A 12775-nucleotide genomic window follows, 5' to 3' on the forward strand; every position below is an offset into this window, starting at 1 on the left:
CGCACGGAGGGCAGGGCTCAGCCGACGCGGTCGGCCGGGCCCACCTCCAGCCAGGTGTAGCGGTCCGCCGAGCCGTCCTCGCCGTGGCTCTTGTGGGTCGTCTCCAGGAGGAAGCCGGTGTCCGGGTCGACGATGTAGCGGTCCGTCATCCGGTACTTCACGTCCTTGCCGGGACCGGTCGAGAACCCGAGGGTGGACCACTTGATCTCGAAGGCGACACCCGGGCGCCCCTTGCTGTCCCTGACGTCACCGATCAGCTTCACGCCGGGGGTGTCGGCGAGGATCTGGAAGAGGGCGGCACGCAGTCCGGGGCTCGCGGGTGAGTCCTCCAGCAGGGCGGTCACCTGGTGGCGGCGGCTCTCTGCGTCCTTCGGGAAGAGCGCGGTGAGCGCCTTCTGACCCGTGGGCAGCTTGTCGAGCGCGGGCCAGGTCAGCCACTTGCTGCCCACGGGCCACTTCTTGGTCTTGCTTCCCTTGCCCGGCCCGTGGACCGTGCCGTTCGCGTCCACCGTCCAGATGCGGCCCGCCCGGTCGAAGCAGGTGGTCGTCGTCGCATCCCCGTCGTCCTGGTTCACCGTCTCCATGCGGACCTTCCAGTACGGGGAGTGCGCTGCCGGGGAGTCCGCCGCGACGGTCGCCATGTCGTTCAGGAACTGGGCCGCCGATGCGGTGGCCGCCGGTTTGCCCCCCAGGTCGAGGACCGGGTACGCCACGGCGCCGGTGGCGATCGCGGCCACCGCCGCCGCGGCGACCAGGAGCCTGCGGCGGCGCGGGACGGCGCGGGTGCGCAGCGGGACCACGGACCCCTCGCGCAGCGCGGCGCCCGCCACCGCGGCTCGGGCCGCCGCCACCACGTCGGGTGCGGGCGGTGCCACGTCACCCGCCGCGATCAGTTCTTCGGCACCGGGAAAGTCGAGAAGGTCACCGCGTTCGGTCATGCCAGGTCTCCAGTCAGCTTGAGGGGCGCGTTCGAGCGCAGCCGGGTACGGGCGCGGTGCAGCCGGGAGCGAGCCGTCCCCGCGGGGATGCCGATGGCCGCGGCGGCCTCGCCGGGCGTGAGCTGCTCCCACGCGACGAGGAGCAGCAACTCCCGCTCGTCCGGCGGGAGTCCGGCGAGCAGCTCGCGCAGCTGCGGCGCCACCGCGGCCGCGTCGAGCCGCGCGTCCACCGCCTCCCACGGGTCGTCGTCACGGCCTTCGCCGGGCGGCCCTGTGCGCTGTTGCGCGAGCCGCCGCCAGTGCGCCGAGAGGACGTTGCGGGCAACCCCGAACAGCCAGGCCCTCGCGGGTCCGCGGGCGGCGTCGAAGCCGCGCCGGGCCGCGTACGCCTGGAGCCAGAGTTCGGCGAGCAGGTCGTCGGCGGCCGCGGGCGCCCGGCGTGCGAAGTAGCCGTGGAGAGCCGCCGAGTGGCGCACCACCAGCGGTTCGAAGGCTGCCGGGTCCCGCGCGGTGCGGGCCAGCAGCTCCTCGTCGTCCAGGTCCGTGAGCACGGGACCTCCGTATCCGTACCGCCGGTCGGCGGTCTCACCCCCTACTTGTCGGGAAGCCGTACCTGCGTTCGCACTCGTCGCCGGTCAGCCCTGGGGTCTGCCCTGGGATCAGCCTTGGAGTCTGCCTTGGAGTCTGCCCCGGGGTCAGCCTTGGGAGAAGACGCCGATGCCGTTCGCCACCGGGCGTTCCGCGCCGCCGCTGGGGTGATTGCGTACGGTGACGGATTCCGCGCCCGGGGCCTTCGCGACCAGGGTGGCGGACGAGACGAGCGTGGAGGAGCCGCCGCCGTCCAGGCTGAAGCCGTCCGTGGCGCCCAATTCCGTCAGGGTCTGGGCCACTTCGGCGATGGTCAGCCCCGTACGGAACTCGGGGGAGCCGTCGAGGGAGAGGAGCAGGAGGCGTTTGCCGCCGTCGGAGATTCCGGCCGCCGTCCGCACGGCAGGGGTGACGGCGTCGAGGCCGGGCAGCGGGGCGCCGCCGCGCAGGACGGGGTAGCCGCCGAGCGCGAAGCGGAACGGGACGCGTGACTTGGCCGCCACCAGACGGTGCTTGACCTGCACCCGGTCGCCGATCGACAGCTTGCGCAGCTCCTGCGCGCCCGCCTCGCGGCCGACGAGGACCGTGCTGCCGGAGGCCACGGGCCCAGTGCCGGGCGATCCCGCCGACCCCACCACACGGCCGCCGCGCACCGTCACCTCATGGGTGTCCGTGCTGCAGGGGGCGCCGCGGTTCGTGTCGGTGCCGCAGGTGGAGCGCACCCGCGAGGTGCTGCCCCAGTCGCTGGTGAACGCGCCGACGGACCCCACGGGCAGGGCGTACTGGTTGAGTCCGCCGAGGGGCAACCGTTTCTGAGCGGTGCGTACTTCGCCGTCCAGACGGAGGTTGTCCATGCGGGCCTTGCGGTCGAGGCCCACGCCGAGCACGGCTTCGGTGGTCACCCCGGGAGGCATCGCGGGACCGAAGCGCTGACCGTTGGGCACCGCCCCCTTGAGGGCCCGGCCGTGTGCGACCGCCGGTCCGACGGGTGCGCCGGTGGCCTCGACGCCCGGATGCTGGGTCTCGGAGATGTTGAAGAAGTCGCCGTTGATCCCGCCGACCGCCCCCGCACCGTCCGCGAGCGCGGAGACGACGGACCGAGCGCCAACTGCACCCGGATAGAGCAATCCGACACTGGTCTGGCGGTCGCTCAGGTCGACGTCGAGTACGTGCGCGCGGGTCATGCCGTGGGAGGCCACGATGTCGAACTGCCGGTACTGCACGCCCGGCGCGATCATCGACGCGGTGGACTCCCCGGTCGATTCCGCGGTCGCCTCCACGCCGCTGGCCGGTGCCGCTCCCATCAGAGCCGCACCGGCCAGCGTGCCGAATGCCGTCAATACCGAGAGCGCCGCTCTCGCCGTTCTGAACCGTCCCAAGCTGTGCTTGCGCCGTGTTGCCACCGTGCCCCCTGATGTCTCACTGGCCGACCGACCGCCTCAGTCTGAGGGTCGGTCAGAAAGTGCACCAGAGGGCAGAGCCGGACGGGTGCCGTGTCGGGGGCTATGTGCCGACCAATCGTGAACGGATGAGGAAACGGACGCCTTCCGGGGCTTCGAGGGAGAAGCCGCTGCCACGGCCCGGCACCACGTCCACGATCAGCCGGGTATGGCTCCACACGTCGTACTGGCTCTTCGACATCCAGAAGGAGACCGGTTCGGCGACGCCTTCCACGGCCAGCGACGCAAGGCGCACATCGGAGTCACCGGTCCGGAACTCGCCCTCCGGGAAGCACATGGGCGCGCTGCCGTCGCAGCAGCCGCCGGACTGATGGAACATCAGCGGTCCGTGGGCCGCCCGCAGCCGCCGCACCAGATCGGCGGCGGCGGGGGTCAGCTCCACGCGCGGGGTGTCGGTCATGGGCAGCCGCTCCTTGGTCACCGGGCCGCCGTCGAGGCGGTGACCCAGTCAAGGCCGGGCAAGGTTGCGAGGACGTTGCAGCCGATGCCGATGCCGATGCAGATGCCGGCACCGGTGCGGTGCCGGTGCCCCGGTCCTGGGCGTGGCGGCCCCGCGCGTGCGCGTGGCCCACGGCGTCGTCAGGCGAGCACCGCCCGAACGGCCTTGCCGCGGCGGCCGCTGCCCACGACCTCGAGGCGCGCGGCGAGGTGACGCACCATCGCCAGGCCCCGTCCGCTCTCCCGTTCGGTGCTCGGCCTGAGCGCGCGTGGACCGACGGGGCTCGCGTCGTGCACCTCGACGGTCACGTGGCCGTCGGACACCTCAAGGCGAAGCCGGCAGGAGCTGTGGCCGTGCTGGGTGGCGTTGGTGACGAGTTCGGACACGATCAATGTGGCGTCGTCCACCCGCTCGGCGTCCACCTCTGTCAGGTGCCGACGGGGCCGGGTCAGGAACGCGGAGGTCAGTCTCCGCGCCCGGCCGGCCGACGCGGCCTCCTGCGGCAGTGCGTACTCGACACGGGCGACGGGCCGATGGGCGCGCTTGTGCGCACGCATGGCGACTCACTTCCCTCCCCTGGGACGTCCGGCGTACTCGCGAGGACTTCCGCTCGCCGGGGCCACGGCATGTCTTGCGCGGCCGTCCTGCCCAACGGTGATGCCCGCCCTTGCTGATCGCCAACCAAGTCCCTGGGAGCGTTGTGGGTCACAGTCGGTCGCAGTGCGCGGGTACCAGCGAGGAGCCCACGGGACGGAACATGTTCGCTCCGAACATGCTCGTAACGAACATGTTCGTTATGGTGGTCGTATGACAGCTCATTCCGATGCCCCGCGCAGCCGTCGCGAGCGCCCGGCGAAGCCCGCCCTGACACGGGCCGGGATCGTGGCCGCCGCGGTGGAGATCATGCGTGCCGACGGCCTGGGCAAGGTGACCATGCGCCGGCTCGCCCAGGAGCTCGACACCGGGCCCGCCTCCCTGTACGTCTACGTCCGCAACACCGCCGAGCTGCACGCCGCGATCCTGGACGAGCTCCTCGGCACGGTCGAGGCGGCGCCGGACGGGGGCGACTGGCGCGAGCGCCTGGAGAAGGTGCTCACCTCCTACACCGCGGTGCTCTTCCGCCACCGCGGCCTCGCCATGGCCGCGCTGGTGGCCCGGCCCAGGGGTGAGCACTACCTGCGTCTCATCGAGACGCTGCTCGCCCTGCTCGACGAGGGCGGGGTCCCGCCGGGGCAGGCGGCCTGGGGCGTCGACCTGCTGCTCCAGCACGCCACCGCGACCGCCGCCGAGCACTCCCCGGGCAGCCGGGCCGCCGGCGCCCGGGAGGAGTGGGACGCGCTCGCCGAAGCCCTGCGGGACGCGCCCGAGCGGACTCATCCGCATGTCGCCGGGCTCGCCGCCGAGCTCCTGTCCGGCGATCCGGAGGCCCGCCTCTCCTGGGGCTTGCGCGCGTTGATCGACGGCATCCTGCGCACGCCTCTCCCGCCCGAAAGCCCCCGGAGCTGAGCACCGACAGCCCCCCCACGCCACCACCACGCCAGGGAGCACCACCATGACCACGCACACCACACCCGCCACGCACCACCCGATCGCCATCGTCGGCGCGGGCCTCGGAGGGCTCACCCTCGCCCGGGTCCTGCACGTCAACGGCATCGAGGCCGCCCTGTACGACCTGGAGGCCTCGGCTGCCGCCCGCGGCCAGGGCGGCATGCTCGACATCCACGAGGAGTCAGGTCAGGCCGCCCTGCGCGCCGCCGGTCTGTACGAGGAGTTCCGCGCCCTCGTCCACCCCGGCGGCGAGGCCACGCGCGTCCTGGACAAGGACGCCGTCGTCCGCATGGCGGAAGAGGACGAGGGCGACGGCGGGCGTCCCGAGGTCGAGCGCGGTCAGCTGCGCGACCTCCTGCTCGGTTCGCTGCCGGACGGCGCCGTCCGCTGGGGCGCGAAGGTCACCGGGGCGCGTGCGCTCGGTGGCGGTCGCCACGAGGTGGCCCTCGCCGACGGCTCCACGTTCACCACCGACCTCTTGATCGGCGCCGACGGAGCCTGGTCCCGGATCAGGCCCCTGGTCTCTGATGCCACTCCCGCGTACGCGGGCCTCTCCTTCGTCGAGGCGGACCTCCTCGACGCCGATGTCCGTCACCCCGAAAGCGCCGCCGTCGTGGGCGGCGGCATGCTCTTCGCGCTCGGTGAGGGCAAGGGCTTCCTCGCCCACCGCGAGCCCGACGGCAGCCTGCACGTCTACACCGCGCTCAAGGCCGCCGAGGACTGGATCTCCTCCATCGACTTCACCGCCGAGGGCACGGACCTCGCCAAGGCCGCCGTACTCGAACACTTCGCGGACTGGGACAAGCGCCTGCAGGCGCTGGTCGCGGACGCCGACGGCGCGTTGATCCCCCGGCGCATCCACGCCCTGCCGGTCGGCCACCGCTGGGACCGTGTCCCGGGCGTCACGCTGCTCGGCGACGCGGCCCACGTCATGTCCCCCTTCGCGGGGGAGGGCGCCAACCTCGCCATGCTCGACGGAGCCGAACTCGCCGGTGCACTCGCCGCGCATCCGGGCGCCACCGAAGCGGCGCTCGCCGCCTACGAAGAGGCGCTGTTCCCACGCAGCGAGAACGCCGCCGCCGAGTCCGCCGACAGCCTCGTCCTCTGTTTCCGGGAGGACGCGCCGCAGGGCCTGCTCGACCTCTTCAGCCGCGGCGACTAGTCGTCGAGGCCGGGGAGACCGGCGGCGAGGAAAGGGCCGATGAGGTCGAGCAGGGCCCGGGGGCGGTCCAGCGGGATGATGTGGCCGCAGTCCGGGACGAGACGGCCTGTCAGGCCGTCGGCGAGGGGGCGGACCTGCCGTTCGAGGGCCGTTCCGACGGGGTCGGAGCCGATCGTCATCGTGGGCATGGTGAGCCTGGCGTGCGCGGCGGCGGCCTGGATCTGCCGTCCGCTGGTGGGCATGGCCCGGTAGTGGGAGAAGGCGCAGCGCAGCGCGTCACTGCCGGTGTAGGCGCTGTGGAAGGCGTCCCGGACGCGGTCCGGGACACCGCGGCCGTGTGTGCCGGTGGTCAGGAACCAGTCGACGTACTCGGCCTCATGCCCCGCGAGGACGCTCTCGGCGAGCCCGGGAACAGAGTGGAAGCCGAACCACCAGGGCGGGCCCCCGGCGAGGAAGTCCTCCGCGCCGGGCAGGGGTCCCAGAAGGGACTCCATGACGACGAGCCTTCGTACGAGATCGGGGCGTCGCAGCGCGAGAAGGAACGCGGGAGGCGTACCCGCGTCGATGCCGACGACCGCCGCGCTCCGCTCCCCGAGCGCGTCGAGGAGCCCTTCGGCGTCGCTGGCGAGGCTGTCGGCGTCATAGCCGTCGGCCGCCCGGGTGCTGGCGCCGAGTCCGCGCAGGTCCGGGGCGATGACGCGGTGCCGCCGGGCGAGCCGGGGCATGACCTCGCTCCAGAGCTGCCAGGTGTGGGGGAAGCCGTGGAGCAGCAGGACGGCGGGGCCGGTGCCCGCGATCGCCACGTTGGCCGTGATGCCGTTGGTGGTGATCCGCCGCAGGGAGATGCCGGGGGCGGTGGCCCCGGCTGAGGGGAGGCGCATGGTGAGTCGCTCCGAAGTGGTTACCATTGGTGACCACATGAGGCTAGGTAACCGTCCCTGGCCTGCCAAGAACGCACTTTCCCGACAGGTGGTGAGCCCGAGGTGACCACCCCTCGCGAGGCGGGTCCCAAGTCCCGCGCCAAGTCCCGCCCCACGTCCCGTCCCAAGGGGAGTCCCCAGGCGGCGACGCGCGGGGATCTCTTCGACCCCGACTGCCCGACCCGCCGGCTCCTCGACCGCATCGGTACGAAGTGGACGTCCATGGCGGTCAAGGTCCTCGCGGAGGCCGAGCCGCACGAGGTCCGCTTCGCCGAGCTGCGGCGTCGTATGCCGGGCGTCTCGCAGAAGATGCTGTCCACGACGCTGCAGGCCATGACGCGCGACGGCCTGGTCGCCCGCCGGGTGGAGCCGACGGTGCCGCCACGCGTGCACTACCGGCTGACCGCCCTCGGGCTCTCCCTGGAGGGGCCGCTCGCCGCGGTCAGGGCGTGGGCCGAGGAGCACATGGCGGAGATCGACCGGGCCAATGAGCGCAGCGCGGCGGCAGCCGACGGCTCCGGCGGCGGCTGAGGGTCAGCGAACGCGCGCCACCGCCGCGTAGATCCCGCTGCCTTCCGCATCCGGCCGCGCGGTGTCCTTGAACCACTCGGGTGCCGTCACCAGGCCCGGCTCGACGAGGTCGAGTCCGTCGAAGAAGCGGGTGACCTCGGTACGGGTGCGGAAGCCGAGCCGGATGCCGCCCTTCGCGTACTCGTCGGTGACCCGCTCGGCCAGGTCCGGGTAGATGTCGGACGAGGCGTGCGAAAGGACCAGATGGCTGCCGGAGGGCAGAGCGCCGAGCAGCGTGCCCACGATGCCGTACGGGTCCTGGTCGTCGGGCAGGAAGTGCATGAGGGCGATCAGGGAGAGGGCGATCGGGCGCTCGAAGTCGAGGAGGCCCCGGGCGTGTTCGAGGATCTCCAGCGGCTCGCGGACATCCGCCTGGATGTAGTCGGTGATCCCTTCGGAGCTGCTGACCAGCAGGGCCTCCGCGTGGCGCAGCACGATCGGGTCGTTGTCGGTGTAGACGACCCGTGCCGACGGCACGACCTCCTGGACGATCTGGTGCAAGTTCGGCGCGGTGGGGATCCCGGTGCCTATGTCGAGGAACTGGTCCACGCCTTGGGAGGCGAGCCAGGCGACCGCGCGGTTCATGAACGCGCGGTTCTGCCGCGCGGCGTCCTTCGCCTCGGGCGGCAGCTTCTCGCCCACCGCCTCGTCGACGGGGTAGTTGTCCTTGCCGCCGAGCAGCCAGTCGTAGACGCGCGCGGGGTGCGGGTTGCTGGTGTCGATCGTCGGCCTTGGCACACCTGCGTTCATGACGTACTCCGTTGCTGCTGCGAGAGGCTGGATCGCCGCAGTCTGCCACAGCAACATCGTCTTGAGCATGGGGTGTTGGGGCTGCGTACGGATAGGCGATGAACAAGTCACACCCCGTGCGGCCGGGCCGTGCCGTTCGCGCCATTCGTGCTGTCGGCTCAGTTGTCACGGGTGCTCTCTGCCACCTCTGCCGTCTCTGTGCGCGGGGCCGGGAGAACCTTCCAAAATTCCATTGGTTTCCGTACTCCCGGCAATACCGCAGGAGTTTCCCGGAGATATGGAACAGGGAAGTCCGGTCTTCGGCCAAGTGGCGCGTTCACGACGGTTATTCGACATCATCGAGTCAAATGACGCTGGTGGTTGATTTTCAGATATGGCAGAGTCTTCAAGCAAGTGGCCGGGCAAGTCGAAAGGTGGGATCCGGCTGACCGTCCGGCCGCTCTAGGATCAGCCGTCAGGCGCGGGGGAGAAGTCGGCTCATGAACTTGGTGGACCGTGGGGAAGAATTCTCGATCATGGATGGCATGCTCAACGCCTGTATGGCGGGGCATGGCGGAGTGTTATTGGTAAGCGGCGCGGTGGCCAGCGGGAAAACCGCGCTGTTGCGCGCGTTCGGTGAACGCGCAGGCGCCGCGGGCGCATTGTTCCTGCAGGCCACAGCGTCAGAGGCGGAGAGTGATCTACCCCTTGGTGTGATGGGGCAGTTGCTGCTCGGTGCGGATCTGCCGGGGGCCGACGCCAAGCGGGCGGCCCGACTTGTGGACCTGATGGCGGTGGCCGCACAGATTCGGCGGGCCGAGGGGGTGTTGCCCGCCGTCGTGATGAATGAGATTCCCAAGCTCTGCGGGATTGTCCTGGAACAGGCCAGGGAAAGGCCCGTGGTGCTCAGCATCGACGACGTGCACCATGCCGACGGCCACTCCCTGGAATGCGTCCTGTACCTGGCCCGTCGACTCGACACCAGCCGCATTCTGGTGGTCCTGGGCGAGAACAGCGGATTTCTGGCCGGAAATACGCGATTACACGTTGACTTGCTGCGTCTGCCGGGCTGCCGCAATATCAGGCTCGGACCGCTCGAGCGGCGTGGAGTGGCCGAAATGATCTCCGGATTCGGGGGCGAGGGGTGGGGGACGCGCCAGCTCGTCTCGGATCTCCATCGGACGGGCGGCGGAAACCCGCTCCTCACACGGGCGTTGATCGAGGACCGCCGTGCGGCGGACGGCGGCGGACGCGGCTCCGCCGCTCTCGTGCCGGGCGAGGCCTTCGCGCAGGCCGTCACCACGGGTCTGTTCCGCGGCGACGTGGCGACGCGGAACACCGCGTGGGCGCTGGCGGCGGTCGGCCCCGACGTGCCGCTCGCCGAGCTGGTGGAAGTCCTGGGAACCAGCCGGGAGTCGGTCCACCGCAGCCTGCGCGCCCTGAACGACGCGGGGCTGCTCGACTCCGGCTGGTTCCGCCACGAAGCGGGACGGACCGCGGTCCTGCGGAGCATGGAGCCCGCACACCGCGCCCGCCTCGAGGCCCGCGTCGCCCAAGTGCTGCACGAGCACGGCGAGGCGGCGACCGTAGTGGTGCAGCATCTGATCGCGGCCGAGCCCATCGACGCCCCGTGGGCGCTCAGCACGCTCCTCGAGGCGGCCGAGCGCGCGCTGGCCGACGACGAGGTCGAACTGGCCCTCACCTGCCTGCGCGCCGCCCGCGACACCTGCACCGACGCCCGGCAGTCCGTGGCGATCAGAGCCGAGCTGACCCGGGCCGGATGGCGGCTCAACCCGGCCACCGCGGCCCGGCACCTGCCCGAGCTCACCGCCGACGCGCTCGACGGCGGCCTCGGGGCCCGGCACACGGTCGAACTCGTCGGCCATCTGCTCTGGTTCGGCCACGCGGACTCGGTCCTGGAGATACTCGACGCCGCCGAGCGGGGCGGCGCGGGACCCGAGACCCCCGGGCAGCCGGCGGCGCAAGCCTCGCGCCGGCTCGACTGCGTACGGTCCTGGATGGCGTACGAACATCCGGGACTCCCCGGCTCCGCCCGTGCCCGCGCCCGGCACGGCGACGACGAGCGGTGCGGGCGGACGCCGGCGCGCAGTCCCCATCAGCGCGCGGCGACCCTGATGAGGGCGGTCCTCGACGGCGCCGGCGACGACGTGGTGGTCAGGGCGGAGCAGATACTGCAGAGCACCCGCCTCGACGACAGCACGCTGACCGCGCTCGTCGTCGCCCTCAACTCCCTTGTCCTGGCCGACCGTCTGGACACCGCGGGCCTCTGGTGCGAGACCCTGTCCAAGGAAGCCGCCGAGCGCGGCGCACCCATGTGGCAGGCTCTCCTCGCCTCGGTCAGGGCGCGCATCGAACTCAGACTCGGCGCACTGGCCGCCGCCGAGCAGTCGGCGCGCCTGGCGGTCACGCTGGTCCCGCCCGAGGGATGGGGCGTGGCCATCGCCTCGCCGGTCGCCACCTCCGTGTACGCCAAGACCGCCATGGGCCGGCTCGACGAGGCGGCGGCCCAACTCGCCGTACCCGTACCGGAGTCGGCGTTCCACACCCCTGACGGACTGCTCTACCTCCGGGCACGCGGTCACTACTATCTCGCCGCCGGACGCCCCTATGCGGCGCTCGACGACTTCCACGCGTGCGGCGACCTCATGACCCGCTGGGAGTTCGATCTTCCCGCCCTTGTCCCGTGGCGGACCGACGCGGCCGAGGCCCACCTGCTGCTCGGGGACGACGACCGGGCCCGGACGCTCGCACAGGAGCAACTGGCCCTGGCCGGCGGCCCGAACGCAGGGGCCGCCTGGACGCGTGGCGTCTCGCTGCGGGTCCTCGCGAGTGCGCTCCACCCCGGGCGCAGGCTCTCCCTCCTGGGCGAGGCCATCGACGTCCTGCGGGAGCGCGGCCACCGCGTGGAGCTGGCCCGAGCCACGGACGAGCTGGCCCGCGCCCATCGCGAGCTCGGCAACGGCGGCCGGGCCCGTGCCCTCGCCCGCAAGGCGCAGCAGCTGGGGCGGGAGTGCGGGGTTCCCGTCCCCAGGGTGTCGCCGGTCGCCGACACCGGCAACTCCCTTCCCGCCGAGCAGCCGTGGCCGCCCACGGCCCGGCGCAAGGCCGACGAGCTCAGCGACGCGGAGCTGCGCGTGGCGACGCTCGCGGCCCGCGGCCACACCAACCGGCAGATCGCCGACAAGCTGTTCATCACGATCAGCACCGTCGAGCAGCACCTGACGCGCGCGTACCGCAAGCTCGCCGTCCAGCGCCGGGCGGACCTGGCGGCGAAACTCAGCCCCGTTCCCGTACCCGTCGCGGGCTCCGGCAGGAGGGAGGGGCACCGGGAAGGGCGTCATGAGGGGAGGGAGGACGGCGGGGCGCGCGACCGTCTTCGCGTGGTGTAGAGGCTGCGGGAGGTGCAGGGCGCCACGCGGATGGGTGACCACGGCCTGCATCTCCTCTCCCGGACCACGTGTGGGCGTTCCTCATGCGCTTTTCGTCAGCGTCTCCGTTTCTACGCGGCGGCCGGTCACACTGCGGTCCGTGAATCTGTGACCGGAGGATCCGCCACCGCGGCGGTACGCTTTCGGGAGCAGCAGGACGAACACGAGAGCGCGTCGACGGGGGGCCGTCACCGGAGCTGTGACCGGTGTGTGACGTGGGATCGGGCAACGTGGTGCCGCATGATCAGCCTCTGCCGCGGCGGCGTTCCCCGCCACTCCTCCCCTCCGCATCCGATGTGCCGAGCGAGGGGTGGGCGATGAGGGTACTGGTGGTCGAGGACCACGCCGAGCTCGCGCATTCGGTGGCGCGCGTGCTCCGCCGCGAAGGGATGGCGGTCGACGTCGTCTACGACGGCTCGGACGCGCTGGAACGCACGACAGTCGTCGACTACGACGTGGTCGTGCTCGACCGGGACCTCCCCGGAGTCCACGGGGACCAGGTCTGCAGCGCGCTGGCCACCCAGCCCATGCACGCCCGGGTCCTGATGCTCACCGCGTCCGGCACGATCGCCCACCGGGTGGAGGGGTTCAGCCTCGGCGCGGACGACTACCTCCCCAAGCCCTTCGCGTACGCCGAACTCGTCGCCCGTATCCGCGCGTTGGCCCGGCGCTCGCAGCCCGCGCTGCCGCCGATCCTCGTCCAGGGCGACCTGCGCCTCGACCCGGCGCAGCGCATCGCCTCCCGTGCCGGGGTGCGCCTGGCGCTGACGCCCAAGGAGTTCGCGGTGCTGGAGTACCTGCTCGCAGCCCAGGGCCGGGTGGTCTCGGCGGAGGAACTCCTGGAGCGGGTGTGGGACGAGGCGGCCGACCCGTTCACCACGACCGTCAAGGCGACCATCAACCGTCTGCGCCCGAAGCTCGGCGACCCGCCCGTGATCGAGACCGTTCCCCGGGGCGGCTACCGGATTTGAG

At 72.0% G+C, this 12775-nt stretch carries 12 protein-coding genes; 5 read left to right on the forward strand and 7 right to left on the reverse strand.

Annotation, left to right across the window (positions count from 1 at the left end):
- Positions 1-17 precede the first annotated feature (17 nt).
- The 5 genes from AC07AG_RS30260 to AC07AG_RS30280 all read right to left on the reverse strand — a co-directional run bounded on the left by AC07AG_RS30260 (position 18) and on the right by AC07AG_RS30280 (position 3982).
- Positions 18-938, reverse strand: a complete 921-nt coding sequence (locus AC07AG_RS30260) for a CU044_5270 family protein (protein ID WP_478759290.1) — start codon at positions 936-938, stop codon at positions 18-20.
- On the reverse strand, positions 935-1489 hold the full coding sequence (locus tag AC07AG_RS30265; RefSeq protein ID WP_478759291.1) for an RNA polymerase sigma factor: 555 nt from the start codon (positions 1487-1489) through the stop codon (positions 935-937). Before AC07AG_RS30265 ends, AC07AG_RS30260 begins: the two co-directional genes overlap by 4 nt.
- Before the next feature lie 144 nt (positions 1490-1633).
- Positions 1634-2830, reverse strand: coding sequence for a phosphodiester glycosidase family protein (locus AC07AG_RS30270; RefSeq protein ID WP_478759403.1), 1197 nt, complete (start codon positions 2828-2830; stop codon positions 1634-1636).
- Between the two features lie 199 nt (positions 2831-3029).
- Positions 3030-3386, reverse strand: coding sequence for a DUF779 domain-containing protein (locus AC07AG_RS30275; protein ID WP_478759292.1), 357 nt, complete (start codon positions 3384-3386; stop codon positions 3030-3032).
- A 179-nt stretch (positions 3387-3565) separates the two neighbouring features.
- Complete coding sequence (locus AC07AG_RS30280; RefSeq protein WP_478759293.1) at positions 3566-3982, reverse strand: ATP-binding protein; 417 nt, start codon at positions 3980-3982, stop codon at positions 3566-3568.
- A gap of 250 nt (positions 3983-4232) precedes the next feature.
- Between AC07AG_RS30280 and AC07AG_RS30285 the strand changes: the two genes are divergently transcribed.
- Both AC07AG_RS30285 and AC07AG_RS30290 read left to right on the forward strand, forming a co-directional pair.
- Positions 4233-4931: a TetR/AcrR family transcriptional regulator gene (locus AC07AG_RS30285; RefSeq protein WP_478759294.1), complete on the forward strand. Its 699-nt coding sequence runs from the start codon at positions 4233-4235 to the stop codon at positions 4929-4931.
- A 46-nt stretch (positions 4932-4977) separates the two neighbouring features.
- Positions 4978-6135, forward strand: a complete 1158-nt coding sequence (locus AC07AG_RS30290) for an FAD-dependent oxidoreductase (protein ID WP_478759295.1) — start codon at positions 4978-4980, stop codon at positions 6133-6135.
- Here AC07AG_RS30290 and AC07AG_RS30295 read toward each other — a convergent pair.
- On the reverse strand, positions 6132-7016 hold the full coding sequence (locus AC07AG_RS30295; RefSeq protein WP_478759296.1) for an alpha/beta fold hydrolase: 885 nt from the start codon (positions 7014-7016) through the stop codon (positions 6132-6134). The genes AC07AG_RS30290 and AC07AG_RS30295 overlap by 4 nt on opposite strands.
- A gap of 102 nt (positions 7017-7118) precedes the next feature.
- Between AC07AG_RS30295 and AC07AG_RS30300 the strand changes: the two genes are divergently transcribed.
- On the forward strand, positions 7119-7586 hold the full coding sequence (locus tag AC07AG_RS30300; protein ID WP_478759297.1) for a winged helix-turn-helix transcriptional regulator: 468 nt from the start codon (positions 7119-7121) through the stop codon (positions 7584-7586).
- 3 nt (positions 7587-7589) lie between these two features.
- Here AC07AG_RS30300 and AC07AG_RS30305 read toward each other — a convergent pair whose 3' ends face one another.
- The gene (locus AC07AG_RS30305) at positions 7590-8375 is read right to left on the reverse strand and encodes an SAM-dependent methyltransferase (RefSeq protein WP_478759298.1); all 786 of its coding nucleotides are present in this window, start codon (positions 8373-8375) and stop codon (positions 7590-7592) included.
- A gap of 479 nt (positions 8376-8854) precedes the next feature.
- Here AC07AG_RS30305 and AC07AG_RS30310 point away from each other — a divergent pair, with 479 nt between their 5' ends.
- Positions 8855-11764, forward strand: a complete 2910-nt coding sequence (locus AC07AG_RS30310; protein WP_478759299.1) for a helix-turn-helix transcriptional regulator — start codon at positions 8855-8857, stop codon at positions 11762-11764.
- Between the two features lie 356 nt (positions 11765-12120).
- Positions 12121-12774 carry a response regulator transcription factor gene (locus tag AC07AG_RS30315; protein ID WP_478759300.1) on the forward strand — a complete coding sequence of 218 codons (654 nt, stop codon included), beginning with the start codon at positions 12121-12123 and terminating at the stop codon, positions 12772-12774.
- Position 12775 lies beyond the last annotated feature (1 nt).

The organism is Streptomyces sp. NPDC044044 (genome assembly GCF_056434405.1).